The 20,703-nt window shown below is 34.8% G+C and carries 17 protein-coding genes and 1 tRNA gene; 13 read left to right on the forward strand and 5 right to left on the reverse strand.

The features are described from left to right. Together HJ01_RS00825 and HJ01_RS00830 are read left to right on the forward strand one after the other, a co-directional pair. Nucleotides 1-6,224, forward strand: a 6,224-nt coding sequence (locus HJ01_RS00825; protein WP_040473571.1) for a LamG-like jellyroll fold domain-containing protein, incomplete at its 5' end; no start/stop codon positions are given. Nucleotides 6,225-6,344: 120 nt separating this feature from the next. Then, a complete protein-coding gene (locus tag HJ01_RS00830; protein WP_007136351.1) occupies nt 6,345-6,593 on the forward strand; it encodes a hypothetical protein in 249 nt (82 codons plus the stop codon). Between the two features lie 84 nt (nt 6,594-6,677). Here HJ01_RS00830 and HJ01_RS00835 read toward each other — a convergent pair whose 3' ends face one another. Beyond that, nucleotides 6,678-7,130, reverse strand: coding sequence for a DUF4442 domain-containing protein (locus HJ01_RS00835; protein WP_007136352.1), 453 nt, complete (start codon nt 7,128-7,130; stop codon nt 6,678-6,680). A gap of 195 nt (nt 7,131-7,325) precedes the next feature. On the opposite strand from HJ01_RS00835, the gene HJ01_RS00840 reads away from it, so the two are divergent. The 5 genes from HJ01_RS00840 to HJ01_RS00860 all read left to right on the forward strand — a co-directional run bounded on the left by HJ01_RS00840 (nt 7,326) and on the right by HJ01_RS00860 (nt 11,677). Beyond that, on the forward strand, nt 7,326-7,781 hold the full coding sequence (locus HJ01_RS00840) for a DUF4870 domain-containing protein (RefSeq protein ID WP_007136353.1): 456 nt from the start codon (nt 7,326-7,328) through the stop codon (nt 7,779-7,781). Nucleotides 7,782-7,954: 173 nt separating this feature from the next. After that, on the forward strand, nt 7,955-8,284 hold the full coding sequence (locus HJ01_RS00845; protein ID WP_007136354.1) for a PadR family transcriptional regulator: 330 nt from the start codon (nt 7,955-7,957) through the stop codon (nt 8,282-8,284). 5 nt (nt 8,285-8,289) lie between these two features. Next, nucleotides 8,290-10,014: a PspC domain-containing protein gene (locus tag HJ01_RS00850; protein ID WP_007136355.1), complete on the forward strand. Its 1,725-nt coding sequence runs from the start codon at nt 8,290-8,292 to the stop codon at nt 10,012-10,014. Between the two features lie 2 nt (nt 10,015-10,016). Further along, nucleotides 10,017-10,757: a head GIN domain-containing protein gene (locus HJ01_RS00855; protein WP_007136356.1), complete on the forward strand. Its 741-nt coding sequence runs from the start codon at nt 10,017-10,019 to the stop codon at nt 10,755-10,757. Nucleotides 10,758-10,843: 86 nt separating this feature from the next. After that, on the forward strand, nt 10,844-11,677 hold the full coding sequence (locus tag HJ01_RS00860) for a GIN domain-containing protein (RefSeq protein WP_007136357.1): 834 nt from the start codon (nt 10,844-10,846) through the stop codon (nt 11,675-11,677). Between the two features lie 97 nt (nt 11,678-11,774). Here HJ01_RS00860 and trxB read toward each other — a convergent pair whose 3' ends face one another. Together trxB and HJ01_RS00870 are read right to left on the reverse strand one after the other, a co-directional pair. Next, nucleotides 11,775-12,722, reverse strand: a complete 948-nt coding sequence (trxB, locus tag HJ01_RS00865) for a thioredoxin-disulfide reductase (protein WP_007136358.1) — start codon at nt 12,720-12,722, stop codon at nt 11,775-11,777. A gap of 132 nt (nt 12,723-12,854) precedes the next feature. Then, nucleotides 12,855-12,929, reverse strand: a tRNA-Pro gene (locus tag HJ01_RS00870). Between the two features lie 419 nt (nt 12,930-13,348). Between HJ01_RS00870 and HJ01_RS00875 the strand changes: the two genes are divergently transcribed. The 6 genes from HJ01_RS00875 to HJ01_RS00900 all read left to right on the forward strand — a co-directional run bounded on the left by HJ01_RS00875 (nt 13,349) and on the right by HJ01_RS00900 (nt 18,681). Next, entirely contained in the window at nt 13,349-14,116 is a 768-nt protein-coding gene (locus tag HJ01_RS00875; protein WP_007136359.1) for a ParA family protein, read from the forward strand. Between the two features lie 4 nt (nt 14,117-14,120). Further along, nucleotides 14,121-15,020 carry a ParB/RepB/Spo0J family partition protein gene (locus HJ01_RS00880; RefSeq protein WP_007136360.1) on the forward strand — a complete coding sequence of 300 codons (900 nt, stop codon included), beginning with the start codon at nt 14,121-14,123 and terminating at the stop codon, nt 15,018-15,020. Then, the gene (locus HJ01_RS00885) at nt 15,020-15,580 is read left to right on the forward strand and encodes a DUF5683 domain-containing protein (protein WP_007136361.1); all 561 of its coding nucleotides are present in this window, start codon (nt 15,020-15,022) and stop codon (nt 15,578-15,580) included. The genes HJ01_RS00880 and HJ01_RS00885 overlap by 1 nt, the downstream gene beginning before the upstream one ends. 46 nt (nt 15,581-15,626) lie before the next feature. Further along, a complete protein-coding gene (gene dapB, locus HJ01_RS00890; RefSeq protein WP_040473574.1) occupies nt 15,627-16,328 on the forward strand; it encodes a 4-hydroxy-tetrahydrodipicolinate reductase in 702 nt (233 codons plus the stop codon). A gap of 68 nt (nt 16,329-16,396) precedes the next feature. Further along, nucleotides 16,397-17,971, forward strand: a complete 1,575-nt coding sequence (gene lepB / locus HJ01_RS00895; protein WP_007136363.1) for a signal peptidase I — start codon at nt 16,397-16,399, stop codon at nt 17,969-17,971. A 92-nt stretch (nt 17,972-18,063) separates the two neighbouring features. Beyond that, a complete protein-coding gene (locus HJ01_RS00900; RefSeq protein ID WP_007136364.1) occupies nt 18,064-18,681 on the forward strand; it encodes a WbqC family protein in 618 nt (205 codons plus the stop codon). A 16-nt stretch (nt 18,682-18,697) separates the two neighbouring features. Here the strand turns inward: HJ01_RS00900 and HJ01_RS00905 are convergent, their stop codons facing one another. Both HJ01_RS00905 and HJ01_RS00910 read right to left on the reverse strand, forming a co-directional pair. Further along, complete coding sequence (locus HJ01_RS00905; protein ID WP_007136365.1) at nt 18,698-19,744, reverse strand: endonuclease/exonuclease/phosphatase family protein; 1,047 nt, start codon at nt 19,742-19,744, stop codon at nt 18,698-18,700. Between the two features lie 69 nt (nt 19,745-19,813). Continuing rightward, entirely contained in the window at nt 19,814-20,677 is an 864-nt protein-coding gene (locus tag HJ01_RS00910; RefSeq protein ID WP_007136366.1) for a rhomboid family intramembrane serine protease, read from the reverse strand. Nucleotides 20,678-20,703 lie beyond the last annotated feature (26 nt).

Genomic DNA, 20,703 nt, shown 5'->3' on the forward strand with positions numbered 1-20,703 from the left:
TAAATTATAGAGTTGAAGATGCTGCAGGCAATTTTGCTACTTGTTCGTATACTGTAACGGTAATTGATAATATTGCACCTACTATTTCTGCTCCCACAAACATAAGCGCAACAACTAACACAGCTTGTACAGCCACTGGTGTAGTACTTGGAACTCCAACAACTGGAGACAATTGCTCCGTTGCTTCTGTGACCAATGATGCCCCGACTGCTTTTCCAATAGGTAACACCACCGTGACGTGGACAGCAACGGATGGAAGTGGAAATACAAAAACAGCTACTCAATTGGTAACCGTAACAGATAACATTCTTCCAATTGCACGTTGCAAAAACATTTCTATTGTCTTAGATAATACCGGTAACGCTTCAATTACTGTAGATCAAATTAATGATAATTCTTCTGATAACTGCGGAATCTCTTCTGTAGTAGCTTCAAAATTACTATTCAATTGTGGAAACCTAGGCAACAATTCGGTAACACTAACAGTTACAGATAACAGTGGTAATAAAGCTAGCTGCATAGCAACAGTGACAATTACAAATCCTGCAGCAAATGCAACTATTAGTATCTCTGCTTCACCTAATACCGCTATATGCGTAGGAACGAATATTACATTCACTGCTTCTCCTACTAATGCTGGAATTAACCCGCATTACCAATGGTACAAAAACGGAACTCCAGTTGGAACTGATAGCGCTACATACTCTAATACTACTTTGTCAAATGGAGAAACAATATATGTCGAATTAAGATCTGGCCCATGTTCCACCTATGTTACCAGTAATACATTTACAGCTGTAGTTAATGATTTACCAATTGTTAGTGCCCCTTCAAAAATATGCATGGGCTCTACAGGTACTCTATCACCTACAACTGGTGGAACTTGGGTCAGCAACAATACATTAATTGCTACTGTTACCAATGGCGGAGTTATCACAGCAGTTGCACCTGGTACAACGACTTTTAGATACACCAAAACCTCAACAACTTGTAGTAGTACAACGATTCCAGTTACTATTTATGCTCTACCCATTGTAAGCTCTCCAACACAAGTTTGTGTTAACGAAACAAAAGTTCTTTCTCCTACAACAGGAGGAACTTGGACTAGTAGCAATACTTCTGTAGCTACTGTTAATAATGCTGGTGTTATAAGTGGAGTTGCTGTAGGAAATGCAACTTTTACATTTACAGATGGTATTTCAGGCTGTAGTCGCACAACAACTTCAGTATCAGTAAAAGCAATTCCTGTAATTTTATCTGCTAGTGCAACTCCATCCACGGTTTGCAGTGGAGAACAAAGTACTTTAGATGCTGTTGTTCAAGGTGCTACTAGTACCTCAACAACTCTTGTAAATTATAATTTTAATTCTGGAAACAACTATGGAGCCTTAGTCTCAAATGCTGTAGCAGGCATTACGAGTTCGGTTACTAGTCTAACCATTCCTTTTGACCTTAATAACGGTGGAGTTGTCACAACTGGAACTGCATTTGTTCCTAATACGGCTGGTAATTATTTAAATGCAGATGCCCCAGGTAAATCTTGGATATTTAGTCTAGGAGGCACTGATTTACCAAACTACACTTCATTTAAAATATACTTTCAAGCGCAAAGAGAAGATACTAAAAATACAAAAAAAGTCACAGTCTCCTATATGAAAAATGGAGGTACTACTTCTGTAATTATTGGTTCTGTATCCTTAAATAGCGACAATAGATGGTATGTAGGGACATTTACATTACTTGCGGGAGCAGCTAATCCTACTAATCTAGAAATCACTTTGGACATTTCAGGAAAAGGGAAAGATAATGTTAGAATCGATAATTTTCAAATACAAGGAATTAAATCGGGAGCAAGTTATTTATATTCATGGGTTGGATCTCCAACTGCTACGGCTGGACTTCCAACCAATGCGAGCGTACCATCTGTAAGCAACAAAACGATACCTGTCTACCCTACAGTTACTACAGAATATACTGTAACTGTAGCAAATACTGACGGGTGTATAGAAACAAAAAAAGTTACTGTAAATGTCTATCCAGACCCTAAATTGGAAATAACAGCCGATTATTGCTATGGTCCAAATCAAGTGAGATTATACGCCAACTCTTCTAGTCCAATTGGTAATTTAGTGTGGAGCACAGGGGAAACAGGCCCAAGCATAACTGTAGATACTGCACAATATGTTGAAGTTGTTGGAACCACACCTGAAGGTTGTACTTATGTTGCTTCTTTAGAAGTTGCTCAAGAACTAGTGACAAATGGAAGCTTCACAGAAGGAAACACTGGCTTTACATCTGACTATAATTATAAACCAGATGGCCCGGGTAATACCGAATTAGTAGATGACACAGGTAAAAATGGTTATTCCATTACAACAAATGGTCAAAATGTACATAATAATTTCTGGGGAGAAGACCACACCGATAATTCAGTTGGAAATAGAAATTTCATGGCAGTAAACGGTCATGGAACCACATTAGTAGTATGGAAAGAAACGGTAACTGTTCAGCCAAATACCACTTATTATTTTTCAGCCTATGCCATGAGTTTAAATAGTGCAGGAAATAATGCTCAATTGCGATTTCAAGTTAATGGAACTCTAGTAGGAACTACTGCTGTTTTAGCGAATCATGGTCAAAGTAATTCCTCTACAGATAATTGGACCCGCTTTTATGGTACTTGGACATCTGGAACAAATACTACTGCTGATGTTAACATTAGAGATCTACAAAGTGCGGCTTCAGGTAATGATTTTGGATTAGATGACATCTCTTTCGGTACATTATCTCCATTTTTAACACTCACCTCCGCAGCTGGAACAGACTCTCAAACTGTCTGTCAAGACAATTCGATTACAGATATTACCTATTCTGTAGGTAGCGGGATTAGTGCTCCTAATGTTACTGGCCTACCTTCCGGTATAACTTCATCTTTTAACGGAATTACTCTTCTATTTACAGGTATACCAACCGCTTCTCCAGGCACATATCTTTATAAAATCAAAACAACTGGATCATGTGGTACCCTAACCGCAACAGGAACGATCACAATCAATCCCGCAGCAATTGTAAATGCAGGCACAGACATTGCTCTATGTTCTACCACAACAAATGTTCCTATGGCAGCAACATTAGGAGGAAGTGCAACTTCTGGAATATGGACTGGTGGAACAGGTAGTTTTAGCAATAATACTCCAACCGCACTTTACACACTTGGCGCCGGAGATACTGGAACCGTTACTCTAACGTACACTACTAATGATCCTGATAGCGCGGGACCATGTCTAGTTGTTTCTGACACCGTAGACCTTATCATTACCCCAAATTTTGCTGCTAATGCAGGTACAGTTACCACAACTTTGAATTGTGCCGATACTACTGTAACACTAGCCGCAAACGGCGCTATTGGCCAATGGGCGGTAACTTCGGGCCAAGCAGCTGGATCATATAGTTTTTCTAACACAAGCAGTCCGACTTCAACTTTTACCGGGGAAAGTGGTGAGACTTATACTTTATCTTGGACAATAACAAACCTTTCTCCGTGCCCTCCTTCTGTAGATACTGTAACTTTCACAATTGCGAATTGTCTTAATATCTATTTTGATGGGGTAGACGACAATATAGATTTTGGCAATAATTTTAATTTAACCAATACCTTTAGCTTTGAAATTTGGGCAAAACCAAATGCTCTTAATGGATTTACTAAAACAATACTTTCAAAGAAAGATATAACTGACGTGAGTACTGGGTATGACTTAAGATTAGAAAACAACTCCATATCATTTTATTCCAATAATTCTAAAGTGCTAACCCATAACGGAATCAACAGCGACCGATGGTATCATATTGCCGTAACATTTGACGGAGCTACGTACAAGCTTTATTTTGACGGAATCGAAATGGATTCTAAAAACGGAGCTGTTCCAATTACAAATAACTACAAATTTCTAATTGGGGCAATGAATAAATCAGGTAACAAAACCATAAATTATTTTAATGGTTCATTAGACGAATTAAGAATTTGGAATATTAGTTTAACCAATGAACAAATTCGCCAAATGATGAATCAGGAGATTATCAAAAATGGGAATAATGTAGACGGGGCTGTTATCCCTTTACCAATTTCAGGTTTAACTTGGACTAATTTGGCCGGTTATTATAAAATGAATCAAGGAACCTCTGATGTTCTTGGAGGAAAATTAAATGGGACAGGCTTTGTTTCCGGAAGATTACTTAAAATGACACAACCTCAAGAACAAACGGCTCCACTCCCTTATACAACAAGAGCAGATGACCAAGACTGGAGTACAGACGAAACTTGGACAAATTATCCCGTATGGAATTATCCAAATAGCTTAGGTGTAAATGGAGATCCCATAGATTGGAATATTGTAAAGTTATCCCACAATGTAAAATCTGGAAATAAAGACATTACTTTATTAGGTTTGATAATAGATTCCGATAAAAAATTAACAATAGCCGATCCCAATCAAGGTTTAGACGAAAAAAACAATGGTCAAGGTTTATGGATTACCCATTACTTAAAATTAAACGGGGCAATCGATTTGGTTGGAGAATCTCAACTTGTTGAAAAAAGATACACCCTGACTCAGTCTAGTGAAAGTATATTAGATGAAAGCAGTTCGGGTTATATCAAGCGCGATCAACAAGGCAAAAAGAGCAGTTTCAATTACAATTACTGGTCTTCACCAGTTACTAAACAAAAACGGGCAAATAATGCAGCATACTCAATTGCAGAAGTTTTAAGGGACGGTACAGCTTCCGCGACTCCTAAAGCAATAAATTTCGGCGACGGAGCATATTTCGCAGACGGACCGGTAACTGTCCCTATAAAAATAAGTAAACGATGGCTATATTCTTATAATTCGCCGACCCCGGGTTCCAATACGGCTTTGCAAAATTACTACCTCTGGAATTATATTGGAAATAGTGTTTCATTACAGGTCGGAGAAGGATTTACCATGAAAGGAACAGGCGGACCTGCTTCTATTTTAGCAACACAGAATTATACATTTATAGGGAAACCAAACTCCGGAACTATAACTCGATATATTCCAATAGGGCAAACCTATCTGCTGGGAAATCCCTATCCATCAGCTCTAGATGCTGATGAATTTATAAAAGATAATTTGGAAGGAAGAGCCGGTCACAACGTAATTAATGGAGTACTTTTGTTTTGGGACCATTTTGGAACTTCAAATAATCATAATTTAGCACAATATGAAGGAGGTTATTCCACCTACACACTAATGGGGGGTGTTGCAGGAATTAATAATAGTCCATTAACATCAAATAACCTTGCGCAAGGACTTAAAGCACCTGAACGTTATATCGCTGTGGGCCAAGGTTTCTTTGTTACTGCATCTTTAGACCCTGGAATAAAAGGAACAACTGCGACAGTTGATGGCGGAGATATCAGCTTTAAAAATAGTCAAAGGACATTTGAACGAGAAGCAGCTGCAAGTTCGCTCTTTATGAAACAAAAAGCGACCGACAAATCAAGTATCGCCAAAAAAGACACAAGATTAAAAATAAGGCTGGGATTCAACTCCACTGCTGGTGCACATCGTCAATTATTACTTGGAGCAGACGCTAACACTACGAATCAATTTGATATTGGATATGACGCACAAATGCTTGACACGAATGCCAATGACATGTACTGGCAGTTTAGTGATCGTCAGTTTATTATTCAGGCAGTTCCCAATTTCAACGCTGACCAAATAATTCCTTTTGGCATTAACGCCACTAAAGCAGGTGACGCCACTATAAAAATTGATGCGTTAGAAAACATACCTAATGATCTCGAAATTTATTTATATGACAATGTAACTGGAATTTATCATGACATAAGAAATAATGTTTTCCCAATTTCACTTGCTGTTGGAAGATACGATAACCGATTCTCTATACGTTTTGCCAATAAAACACTTGATGTGAACAGTTATGATTTACCGGATAGCATATCGGTGTATTTTACAAATAAGGATAAAACCCTAAACATAGAAAACAACTTCATAGACCGCACAGTAAATAAAATATACCTCTTTAACATATTGGCGCAAAACATTTCTAATTGGGACGTTAAAGAAAGAGAACAAACCAGTATCAAAATTCCAATAAAAAATGTTCCGTCGGGCGTTTATATTGTGAAGCTCAAAACGACTAAGGGAGATTTTAGCAAAAAAATAATTATTCGCTAACTAGAAAATATGGTAATCAAATTGGATTTTAATTCTATTTGGGATTTAAAAAGCAACATTAATTTAAGTAAAACACATTCGAATTTTATTTACATTTAGTTACCAATTAAAAAATGAAAAATGAAAAGAATACTTATACTTGCTACATTTGTTTTATTTACTATTAATTCAAATGCACAAGACGAAAAAAAAGCCGTTAAAAAGGAAGCTAAAAAAGAATCTTGTTGTGCTATAAAAGCTGATAATCACAAAGCAATGACTGCTGAAGAGCTAACCAAATGCCAGGCAAAATGCAAAGCCGAGGGCAAGAAATGCGATGCGAAAATGGTGGCAACTGAAAAAAAAAAGTGTTGCGCTAAGAAAGCATAATTTACTTTTAATAAAATAAACGCCGCTAAATTTAGCGGCGTTTATTTATTGAATTCTAGTTTTAGTAAAACTTGAATTTATTTTTTATTTAACTCTTACACTCCATTCAAAATCCATTTCGGAAACCTGTTCTCCTTTTTCATTTGTCCCAATAGATTTCATCCAGAAGGTCTGTCCCTCTCCTGTTGTCAAGGTTTCATGAATCGCATTTTCTATTAGGTGTCCATCATTACAAACAAATGTTATTCTTCCCGTTGCTTTTTTTGTAAAAGATGATTTATTATTGGCAACTAGCATCGAAATCTTCTTTCCACTTTTTTGAATTTGGTATATTACCAAAGCTCCTGTCGACAGTTCGGCAGCCATTGCCTGAACAGCAAAATACATGGAGTTAAATGGATTCTGATTAATCCAGCGGTGCTTAACAGACACCACACATTTATTCTCTCCTACTTCCTTTACTCTTACTCCACATAAAAATGCTGAAGGCAATTTGAAAAATAGAAATTTATTAAGTTTAGATGCTGTAAGATTCATTTTCGTTGGTTTTTTTGCTAATATACAAAAATATACTATGCGTACATATAAAATATATTTGTTAAAATTATGTTAACATTTACTACTATGCGATACAAGATACTGTCTTTTGGCCATATATTTGTATAAGAAATTACTATGTAAGCTAAGCGGAATTAGTTATGGTTTTTCAATCATCAATCAAAATCAAAAAAAATGGAAACAATCACCGAAAAAAATGCAGCTACTTTTACACACTTAAGTTCTTTAACCCAATATTTTTTCCCTTTTGGAAATTATATATTTCCAATACTAATTTGGACTTCAAAAAAGGACAAATCAGAATTTGTAGATCACAATGGAAAACAAGTACTTAATTTTCAACTGAGTTTGCTACTGTATTCTTTAGTACTTATTGCAATAGCAATTCCTATTTTCATCATCACGATTTTTAGTAACATTCCTTTTAACGCGATAATACATGATGACAACTTCGTTATCAATAACTTTAATTTTGACAACAACATGGGCTTATTGACTATAGGAATAATTGCAGTGCTAATTTTTGGACTATTAAAAGTATCAGAATTTTTCTTAATCATATATGCAGCAATCAAAACATCTAACGGAGAGCGATTTAAATATCCTATAACAATTCCATTTATAAAATAAAAATCGTAGCCCTGCTGGAAGTGGCATATCCCGAATTAGAAAAACAAGGCTTTTTCAGTCGTAGTTTTAATTAATCGGGAATATAGCGGACAGCGGGTATAGCTTCTAATAAAAATCATCATCAATCATCAATCAAAAAATGAACTGTTTAATCAAAAAACAAAAATGAAATTATGAACATTGAAAACACAAAAGCACAGATGCGTAAAGGTGTTCTCGAGTTTTGCATCTTGTCTGTATTAAAAGAAAAAGATGCATACACATCGGAAATATTAGACACCTTAAAAAACGCAAAATTACTCGTAGTAGAGGGTACTATTTACCCACTGCTAACCCGATTAAAAAACGACGGATTACTTAGCTATCGCTGGGAAGAATCCACATCAGGACCGCCACGAAAATATTACGGCCTTACTGAAATAGGACAAACATTTTTAAACGAACTAAATGGCACGTGGACCGAACTATCTGACGCCGTAAATCTAATCACAAACCAAAAATAAGAGTCATGAACAAAACTGTAAATATAAACCTAGGCGGAATGTTCTTTCATATAGATGAAGATGCATACCAAAAACTTACCCGATATTTTGACGCCATCAAGCGATCTTTATCCAATTCATCCGGACAAGACGAAATCATAAAAGATATCGAAATGCGTGTTTCAGAATTACTAAACGAGAAACAAAAAAGTGAAAAACATGTTGTAGGTTTAAAAGACGTAGACGAGGTGATTGCTGTCATGGGACAACCAGAAGACTATATCATCGAAGAAGACAACCAACAAAATCAATCCTTTAACGATAACATGAGCAGAAAATCAAAAAAACTGTACCGAGATAAAGAAAAAGGAATGATAGGTGGTGTTGCAGCAGGTCTTGGACATTATTTTGGAATTGATGCTGTTTGGATTAGAGTGATACTAATTCTATTAGTTTGGGGCGCTGGAACAGGAGTCTTAGCATATATAATTCTATGGATTGTAATGCCTGAAGCTATAACAACATCCGAAAAACTAGAAATGACAGGGGAACCAGTAAACATTTCGAACATAGAAAAAAAAGTTCGAGAGGAATTTGAAAATGTTTCTGACAAAATAAAGAATGCCGATTATGACAAATATGGCAACCAAATTAAATCTGGAGCTGGAAAGATTGGAAGTTCATTTGGAGATTTTATCCTTTCAGTTTTTAAGGTATTTGCTAAGTTTTTAGGGATTATATTAATCATAACAGGACTAACTACCTTAATCTTTTTGCTTATTGGAGTTTTCACTTTGGGTTCATCAACATTTATTGATTTCCCATGGCAAGATTTTGTTGAAGCGGGAAACTTTACTGACTATCCAATTTGGACTTTTGGCTTATTAATGTTCTTTGCAGTAGGTATTCCTTTCTTTTTTCTAAGCATTTTGGGATTCAAACTATTGTCTCCAAATATGAAGTCTATAGGAAACATTGCTAAATACACCTTACTTGCACTTTGGATAATAGCTGTTGCATTAGCAATCTCAATAGGAATAAAACAAGCGTCAGCCTTTGCTATTGACGGAAGAGTTGTTCAAAAGGAGAATATTGCACTACAAACTACAGACACATTGCATATTAAGTTCATACATAACGACTATTATGCCAAAAATGTAGACGACAGAAATAATTTCAGAATAACACAAGATTCAGCGAATACTGATGTTATATATTCAAATGAAGTGCGTTTTGAAATTAAAAAAACCAACGAGAAATTACCATATATAAAAATTGAAAAAGAGGCCAAAGGAAAATCACTCTCAGAAGCAAAACAAAGAGCACAACAAATTAGATATAGCTATAAAATAATTGGAAATCAATTGATTTTAGATAACTATCTCGTGTCTGACTTGAAAAATAAATTTAGAGATCAAGAAATTGAAATTACTCTATATTTGCCTGAAGGAACTCTATTTAAGGTTGATTCAAGTGTACAACACTATGACAGGTCTAATGACGATTTTTTCAACTTACACGATAGTTCCGATAAATATCTTTACCAAATGATGGATACTAATGTAAAATGTTTGGATTGTCCAGCTGATGAAAATGACTATGACGATATTGACTACAATGAAGACCAACACACATCAGTAACCATAAATAAAAATGGTGTTTCAATTACAAATGATACTATTATAAATACCAATAGTGATATCAAAGAATTGAAAATAAACAAAGACGGGATCATCATAAAAACTAAATAATCATGCTAAAAATCATCACAATCATCACGAAATTCATATTGGTAGCATTAACCGCATTATTGTTTTCATCCTGCAACTATACGGTTAATTCAAAATCAATAAAAGGCAGCGGTCATGTTACTACTGAAAAACGAACTGTAGCAGGAGACTTTAAAAATATTGAAGTTAGCAACGCTATTGATCTGGTAATTGAACAATCAGACCAAAAGGAAATTATTGTTGAGGCTGATGATAATTTACAAAACAGCATTACTACAAGGGTAGAGAACGGAGTGCTGATCGTAGCTTGCGATTACAATTCCTTTATTAACATTGAGTCCAAAAAAGTTACTGTTAGAATGCCCTTTATAGAAGAGTTACAAGCTTCAAGCGCTTCATCAATTACAAGTATTAACACTTTAAAAGGAGAAAACATCAGCCTGAGAACTTCAAGTGCCGCAACTATAAATGTAACCATAAAATCAGACAATATAACTAGTAAAGCTAGTAGCGGAAGTACAATCTCTATGAACGGTATGGCATTAACATTAGAGGCTATTTCCTCAAGCGGAAGCACAATCGATGCTTTTGAATTATTAGCAAATGAAGTGACCGCAAAATCATCCAGCGGATCCTCTATAAATGTTCATCCAATAGTGAGTTTAAAAGCTAAAGCATCTAGTGGTAGCTCTATTGACTATAACAACACCCCTCAATCATTAGAAAAAAAATCCAGTTCTGGAGGCAGTATTGACAAAGAATAGCTTTTCTATAATAGAAATTATTACTAAAATCATCCCCCTAAAGCGGATGATTTTTTTATATTTGTAAAAACCATTATTTAAAAAAAATGAAAAAACACACCACGATAGCCCTCCTATTTTTAACAACAACTTTGCTATTTGCCCAAAATAAAGAAAAAATTAAAGGTTCAAAAAAGGTTACTACAGAACAAAGAGAAATAGGGCCGTTTAGCAGCATTGAAATTGAAGATAATATTGAGGTATATCTTGAATTAGGTGAAAAACCAGAAATAAAAATTGAAGCAGATGATAACCTTCAAAATATTATTTCAATTGATATAAAAGACAAGAAACTAAATGTACAAACTTTAAAAGAAGCCATCCGCTTTAAAAAGTTAATTGTGAAAATTACGTATACAAAAGATTTGAACTTAGTAAGCTCAAAAAATGATGCAACAATCAATGCGATTCAAGAAGTTCAATTAGATTCCATTACTTTTAAATCATTTGATGCATCTGAATTATTTTTAAATGTCAACTCAAAACATTTTCAGCTAGAGTCCAATGACAAATCAAAGGTGGAACTTAACCTTAAATCAGAAAAATCAAAAATTGTATTAAGCCAGAACGCATCTTTAAAAGCCTTAATTACAACCACTGATTTAATTACCGATTTATATCAAAAATCAGAAGCTAAAATTGAAGGAACTGCCACAGTTGGATTGTTCAGAATTGACAGCAATTCAAATTTAACGGCAAATAATTTAACCGTAAAAAATATTGAAATTACTGCCGAAGGAGATTCTAACTGCTCAGTTAATGCCCTAACCAATATCATTATTGTTGCTTCAGGCAAATCGGAAATTGAACTTTATGGTGATCCAAAAATAGAAATGAAAAAGTTTACAGATGAGGCCAAATTAATTAAAAAAACAAAATAGAAAAGACTATTTACATTGTTACTTAATAGCTCAAAACAAAAAGTCCCGATTTTTGACAAATCGGGACTTTTTATATATTGTAACTTTATAATTCTGATTATTCTTTGGCTGCCAAATATCTTTCAGCATCTAAAGCACCCATGCATCCTGTACCAGCAGCAGTAATTGCTTGACGGTACACATGGTCTGCAGCATCACCACATACAAAAACACCAGCTACATTAGTTTTTGAAGTTCCAGGTATATTTATGATATATCCGGTTTCATCTAAAGTAATAAATTCCTTAAAAATATCTGTATTTGGTTTATGACCAATTGCTACGAAGAAACCTGTGGCTTCAATGTCAAAAGTTTCATTTGTAGTTTTATTCAATGCTCTTACCCCAGTAACTACTTGATCGTCACCTAATACTTCAACGGTATCATGATTCATCAAAATAGTGATATTCTCTGTTTTGCGAACGCGTTCTTCCATAATTTTTGAAGCTCTGAATTTTTCGCTTCTCACTAACATCGTCACTTTTTTACAAAGCTTAGACAAATAGTGTGCTTCCTCGCAAGCTGAATCTCCAGCTCCAACGATTACCACTTCTTGGTTTCTATAGAAAAACCCATCACAAACGGCGCAAGCAGAAACTCCACCACCCATCTTTAAATAATGTTGTTCTGAAGGTAATCCTAAGTATTTAGCTGTTGCACCAGTTGAAATAATCACTGTTTCACAGTGCAATTCTTTAGTGTCATTAATCCAAACTTTATGTACATCTCCAGAAAAATCAACTTTGGTAGCCCAACCATCACGTACGTCAGTACCAAAACGTTGTGCTTGTGCTTGAAGTTGAACCATCATCTCGGGTCCTGTTACTCCATCCACATAACCAGGAAAATTTTCTACTTCATTAGTAGTAGTTAATTGTCCACCAGGCTGGATTCCTTGGTATAAAACAGGATTCATATTTGCTCTGGCTGCATATATTGCTGCAGTATAACCTGCTGGTCCAGAACCTATAATAAGACATTTAATTTTTTCGATTGTATCAGACATAATAAGATAATATTATAATTTTAAAAAGAACAAAAGTAAGTTATAATTACTGGATTATAGAACTTGGATAATCACTTTTAGTTATTGTATAATAAAAAAAATCCCTTCTGTAAAAACAGAAAGGATTTTTAGTCGGGGTGGCAGGATTCGAACCTGCGGCCTCCTGCTCCCAAAGCAGGCGCGATAACCGAGCTACGCTACACCCCGTAAGCGGCTGCAAATATACAATTGTTTTTTTGCTTCACCAAAACTATTTTACAAATAAGAAATAAATTTATTTCAGCAAGAACCAATAGAGCAAAACAGCAATTGCATTTACAATCTATTTTTTCTTCGAAAAACTCTTTTCACATTCAAATACCATATGTCGTTTCGCCTTTCGTAAAAATTGCTTGCATGTGACAGGGAAGAGCGATCATGAGCAACTAATTTTATACTATTTTAAAAAACTTTGCGCTCCCCTAGCTTAAAAACTGCGGTTAAGATTGAACTATAAAATTAACAAGTAGTAAAAAAAAGCAACAGAGTCAATTAGCAACAAATCAAGCATTAACAAATGTTAACAAAATAGATTTTTAGAAACCATAATTAATTGTATTTTTACGGTTCAAAATTTATAAAATATAATGGGCAAAATCATTGCGATTGCTAATCAAAAAGGAGGAGTTGGAAAGACTACAACATCAGTAAACCTTGCCGCTTCCTTAGGAGTTTTAGAAAAAAAAGTGCTACTGATAGATGCTGACCCTCAGGCAAATGCAAGTTCTGGACTTGGAATTGATGTGGATAATGTCGAAATTGGAACTTACCAAATCCTGGAACACAGTAATACGCCTGCAGAGGCAATCATAAAATGTTCTGCTCCTAATGTTGATGTAATTCCATCACATATAGACCTTGTCGCGATCGAAATCGAATTGGTCGATAAAGAAAACAGGGAGTATATGCTGAAGAAAGCATTAGAAAGTATCAAAGATGAATACGATTTTATCATCATTGATTGCGCTCCATCGCTTGGACTTCTGACATTAAACGCACTTACTGCTGCAGATTCAGTAATCATTCCTATCCAGTGTGAATATTTTGCACTTGAAGGTTTAGGAAAACTACTAAACACAATAAAAAGTATTCAAAAAATTCATAACCCGGATTTAGATATAGAAGGATTGTTATTGACAATGTTTGACTCTAGATTACGATTATCAAACCAAGTTGTCGAAGAGGTTCAAAAGCATTTTAACGACATGGTTTTTGACACCATTATTCAACGAAATGTAAAGTTGAGTGAAGCTCCTAGTTTTGGCGAAAGCATAATAAACTATGACGCAACGAGCAAAGGGGCCGCTAATTACTTGCATTTAGCCCAAGAAGTGATAAAGAAAAACAGTAAATAGTTTTATGGCAAAAGCAATAAAAAAACAAGCCTTAGGAAGAGGATTATCTGCGTTATTAAAAGATCCGGAAAACGATATTAAATCGGTAGACGATAAAAATGCAGACAAGGTAGTAGGAAACATTATTGAGCTTGAAATTGAAGCAATTGAAATAAATCCATTTCAACCCAGAAGTAATTTCAATGAAGAATCATTGAGAGAGCTAGCTACTTCCATCAAGGAATTAGGTGTAATCCAACCGATTACAGTACGAAAACTAGATTTTAATAAGTACCAATTGATCTCGGGGGAGCGTCGTTTACGTGCTTCTACTTTAGTGGGATTGACTACGGTTCCAGCATATATTCGAATTGCTAATGACAATGAGTCATTGGTTATGGCATTAGTTGAAAACATTCAACGTCATGATTTAGATCCTATTGAGATTGCACTGTCTTACCAACGTTTGATTGACGAAATTCAATTAACACAAGAACAAATGAGCGAACGTGTTGGAAAAAAACGTTCAACAATTGCGAACTATTTACGACTTTTAAAACTTGATCCGATTATCCAAACTGGTATTCGTGACGGTTTCATTACCATGGGACATGGTCGAGCAATTATCAATATTGAAGATCTGGACATTCAAACAGATATCTATCAAAAAATTGTCAGTCAGAACCTTTCTGTTCGTGATACAGAATCCTTGGTAAAAAACTACCATGAAAGTTTAAAACCAAAAGCGGCTACAAAACCAAGGCCGGCTTCATTTGAAATAGATGAATCGCAAAAAAAGGCGTTTTCTAATTATTTTGGAAACAAAGTAGATGTAAAAGTAGCTGGAAATGGAAAAGGAAAAATCACGATTCCTTTTCAATCGGAAGAAGATTTAAAAAGAATCGTCGAATTAATAAAGGGATAGTGAATAAAATTATTTCCATAGGAATACTTTTTTTTGTGTTAGGAAGCACGTCTGTTTTTGCACAAGCAAAAAACGACGACGTTCTTATTGCAAAAGACACTTTAAAATCAAATAACATTGATCCGTTAACACCAGCAAAAGCCGCTTTTTACTCTGCTATACTTCCTGGTTTGGGACAAGCTTACAATAAAAAATACTGGAAAATACCCATTGTATATGGAGCAATAGGTACCAGTCTTTACTTCTATTTGGACAGCAATAAAAAATACCATCAATATAGAGACGCCTATAAACGTAGATTAGAGGGATACTCCGATGATGACTACACCTATCTTGATGATTCTCGTCTAATTGCTGGTCAAAAATTTTACCAACGTAATCGCGATTTATCTGCTTTATTTGTAGTAGCTTTTTATGCTTTAAACATTATAGATGCTAATGTTGACGCGGCCCTATTGCAATTCAATGTTGATGAAAACTTATCAGTCAGACCTGTCGTTTATCCAAATGATGTAACATTAAGAACAAATGTGGGTCTAACGTTTAATTACAATTTCTAATCTCGTACTCAAAAGGTGACTTGAAATGAAAATAAAAACTAAAGAAATGAAAATTGCGCTTTTAGGATACGGAAAAATGGGCCAGGTAATTGAGCGAATTGCACTGGAAAGAGGTCATGAAATTGTTTTAAAAAAAGACGAACACAATACCTACGAAGGCCTTTCAAATGCTGACGTAGCGATTGACTTCAGCATTCCAACTGCCGCTGTAAGTAATATCTCTAGTTGCTTTAATGCTAATGTTCCCGTAATTTCAGGAACAACTGGATGGTTAGAACACTTTGATGAAATGGTAAGCTTATGCAAAGAAAAAAACGGAGCATTCATCTCTAGTTCCAACTTTAGTTTAGGTGTTAATATTTTCTTTGAACTTAACGAATACCTGGCTAAAATGATGTCTAAATTAGACAGCTATACTGTTGAGATGGAAGAAATTCACCATACTCAAAAACTAGATGCGCCAAGCGGAACTGCTATTTCATTAGCTAAAGGAGTAATTGAAAACAGCAGCTTCACTAATTGGACATTGGATAACGCTAAAGAAAATGAGATCCATATCGAAGCAAAAAGAATTGGAACTGTTCCTGGAACCCATACCGTAAAATACAATTCAGCCGTTGACGCTATAGAAATAAAACACACGGCACATAACCGCGAAGGGTTTGCTCTTGGTGCTGTAATTGCCGCAGAATGGATTATAGGTAAACACGGTGTTTTTACCATGAAAGACGTATTAAATTTAAAATAAACTTTTTCCGGCTTAAGGATAAAACTCCAATTGGAAAACCTTAAACTTCAAACCTTAATCAAATAATTATGACACTATATCAATGGTTTGTATTTTTCTTATTCATACAAATAGTTCACTTTTTGGGAACTTGGAAATTATATGTGGCTGCAGGAAGAAAAGCCTGGGAGGCAGGAATACCAGTTTATAATGCCATTGTATTGATGAAAATTATCGGACGCCCTACTTGGTGGACGCTATTATTATTTATACCGATCATTAATCTAATTATGTTTCCAGTAATCTGGATCGAAACTTTGAGAAGTTTTGGGAAAAAATCAAATTTAGACACTTTCTTAGGAATAGCGACTTTTGGTCTGTACATATACTATGTAAATTACACTCAAAAATTAACTTACGTAGCAGAGAGAAATTTAAATTCCGAAAACAAAGCGGCTAGTACACTGAGCTCATTGCTTTTTGCAATAATAGTAGCGACATTAGTTCATACTTATTTCGTACAACCTTACACTATTCCAACATCTTCATTGGAAAAATCTTTATTGATTGGTGACTTCTTATTTGTTAGCAAAATTAATTATGGCGCTAGAGTACCCATGACAACTATTGCTATGCCGATGGTACATGATTCAATTCCTTTTGCTAAAACCAAATCTTATCTTAGTTGGCCTGAATTACCATATTTAAGAATGCCCGGCATTGAAGAAATAAACCGAACGGATATTGTGGTTTTCAATTGGCCTGTCGATACTGTTCATTATTTCTTTGAACCTAAAGGAACGCCTGGAGTCATAAAACCTGTAGATAAAAAATCCAATTACGTAAAAAGATGCGTTGGAGTTCCCGGAGACAGTCTATCTATCAAAGACGGACTTGTATATATAGATGGTAAAGTATTGCAATTACCTGAAAGAGCGAAACCTCAATTTTCTTACTCGGTGGCAATAGATGGAAAAACACCTATCGATTTTGAATACCTATTAAAGGATCTTGATATAACAGATCAGGTATACTTTAAAAATAACGACAAAAGAGATACTTTACTTTTTAGAGCACTAACAGCTGCGGGAGCAGCAAGATTAAAAAATGTTCCCGGAATTACTGATGTAAAACAAGAAATATCAACAGGAATTGAAGATGGAATATTCCCGAATATTAACAAATGGAACAGAGATAACTTTGGCCCTATCTATATTCCTAAAAAAGGAACTACTGTAGCTCTTACGACTGAAACATTACCATTTTACAAAAGGATAATCACCGATTATGAAATGAATGATGATGGAAACAAAAACGACCTTAAAGTAACTGGAAACGAAATTAGATTAAATGGTGCAATTGTCAAAAACTACACCTTTAAGCAAAACTACTACTGGATGATGGGAGATAACCGTCATAACTCTGAAGATAGTCGTTATTGGGGATACGTTCCTGAAAACCATATTGTAGGGAAGCCGGTATTTATCTGGATGAGTTGGGATACTAACGGAAAAGGCCTGAATAAAGTACGCTGGGATAGAGTTTTCACCACCGTAAGCGGCGAAGGACAACCACAATCCTACTTCAAATACTTTTTGTTTTTCCTTGCAGCCTATTTCTTAGGTGAGTTCTTATGGAAAAAAAGCAGAGCAAAAAAAAATTAGTCACAACTTTTAAAGTCGAAAGTCATAAAGCCCCTACCCGTAGGAATCCTTTATGACTTTTGACCTTATGGCTTTAAAAACTTTAGATAGCTATGGAAATTTTAATCCAGCCCACCTACTTCCCCTCCATAAGCCATTTTGCAGCTATGCTACAGGCAGAAAAAATCACTTTTGAAATAGAGGATAATTTTCAGAAACAAACCAATCGTAACCGAGCTTATATCTATAGTCCAAATGGGATTCAGCTTTTAAATATACCCGTTAAACACACGAAAGGGGCGCATCAAAAAACGAAGGATATTCAGATAGATTTTGATTTTGATTGGCAAAAACAACACTACAAATCACTGGAAACAGCATACAGAAGTTCGCCATTTTTTGAATTTTTTGAAGACGATATTCGTCCTTTTTTTGAGAAAAAACACAAGTTCCTACTAGATCTTAATTTTGAGACTTTAGACATTATAACTAATTGTTTGCGAATAAAATTAGAATATACCACTAGCACAGAATACATACAAGATATCGACCCCTCACTTACTTCAGATTTTAGACATCTGGCAGATGGTAAAAAAGATACTTCTTCATTTGAAAGATACATACAAGTATTTGACGACAAACATGGTTTCATTAACAACCTAAGCACTCTCGACGTACTCTTCAACGAAGGTAAGTTTACCGTTGATTATCTAAAAAACCAGCCACTTTAGGAGTTTGAAAAACTCTTTACTCTAATGATATTTTAGCCATAATGGGATAATGGTCTGAATTTTCGAAGTTAGAAAAGCTTTCAAACTTTTTGACAGTCATCTTTTCGTCAGCAAAAATATAGTCAATCCTAGTTGGGTAGTATTTGAATTTATAAGTCTCCCCAAATCCTGTCCCAGCCTCTTCAAAACTGTCCTTAAGCGTACCTTTAATGCTCCTGTATACATATGAAAACGCACTGTTATTCATGTCACCACAAATAATGATCGGGTATTCACATTTTTTCTCATGCTCTTTAAAAATCTCTGCTTGTTGTTGTTGTTGCTTAAAAGCCTTACTGATTCTTATAAGTAACATTTGAGACTTGTCCTTATTGATAACATCAATATTTTCAGAAATCTCATTGACATCCGGAGTGATTTTTATCGACTGTAAATGCATATTATAAACCCTGATTATATCCTTACCTTTTTTAATATCGGCATAAATTACATTATTGTTAGAACTTGGAAACACAATATTACCTTGACTAATAATTGGGAATTTAGAAAAGATAGCTTGACCGGTCTTAATCTTATTCCCTTCCATCAAAATATATTTATGGCGATATATTTTCAAGTCAATATCAGTTGATGAGGAGAATTCTTGAATACATAAAATATCCGGATTTTTCTCATTGATAAATCCAAGAATTACACCCGGTACATCCTCTTTATCCAACCATTTAAACAAATTAAATAGTCGCACATTATAACTCATTACAACAAAGTCCTTGTCATCCTCTGGATAGTCTTTTGATGAAAATTTATAAAATTTATTGATGAATGTAATACCCATCAAAAGCACCAATCCCGATAAGAACATTCGTTTTTTAAATTGAATGGCCCAATACAAAAAAAACAATCCGTTTAGTAGAAAAAACAACGGCATAAAGAGGGTCAGAACAGATAAAATAGGAAATATTTTAGGTGCCAAAAAAGGCAGAACGTAAGCAACAAACGTAACCACTATAAGAAGAACGTTCAAACTAAACATCCCTCTGTTGAACCATGAAAGGTTTTTCATATTGCTTTATATTCAGTTAAAATACTAACTCCTATTTATTATTATCTTTTAGAAAAGGATTGTAAATCCTTACTTCCCGGCTTTGAACAAAAATTCCTTTTCTGTTTTGCTTAAACTATCATATCCAGATTTACTTATTTTATCCAAAATCTCATCTATTTGTTGCTGTGCCTTATCTTTTGTTATGATTTTAGAAACTCTATTCTCTATTGGTTGACTATAATTTTTATGCACTTTTCTAAAGGGAGTTGATGTCGGTTTCTTAAATGAACTTGCAAAAAAATCAATTATCCAAGTGACAATCTTACTCAAATCAGTGCCATTTTGCAATAATTTAATATAAACAAACCCAAATAAAGCCCCTGACAAATGCGAAATATGCCCGCCTGTGTTGTCTAAACGAAATTGCATTAAGTCAAGTATAAGAATTACTGCAGTAATATGCCATAATTTCACATTCCCTATAAGCAACAATCGGACGTTCATCAAAGGTTGATATGTTGTAACTGCCACTAATATCCCCATAATTGCAGCCGATGCTCCAACGATGGACGCACTCAAATTTAAAATATAATAACCTCCTACAAATGAAATTCCTGCAAAAATCGCACTCAAAACATACAATCCAAAAAACTGTTTTTGTGTAAAAAAAGTCAAAAAATAGGAGCTGGCAAAATTGAGAATTACCATATTAAAAAGCAGATGAAAAAAACCATCATGGAAAAACGAGTAGGTCAAGAACGTCCATGGTTTTACAATAAAATTTGAAGGCTCCGTTGACAAAGCAACCCAAGTTGGGAAATTAAACGATCCTAAACTAAATTGATAGAAAAATACCAATGAAACCAGAAAGCAACCTACATTCCAATAGATCAGTCTATGAGCAACGCCGCCTAGTTTGTACTGTGATTTTAAGTCGTCTAAAATATTCATATTTTGAGTTTAGAATTCATTCAAAT

Origin of the sequence: Flavobacterium frigoris PS1 (assembly GCF_000252125.1) — a bacterium.
GTDB classification, from domain to species: Bacteria; Bacteroidota; Bacteroidia; order Flavobacteriales; family Flavobacteriaceae; genus Flavobacterium; species Flavobacterium frigoris_A.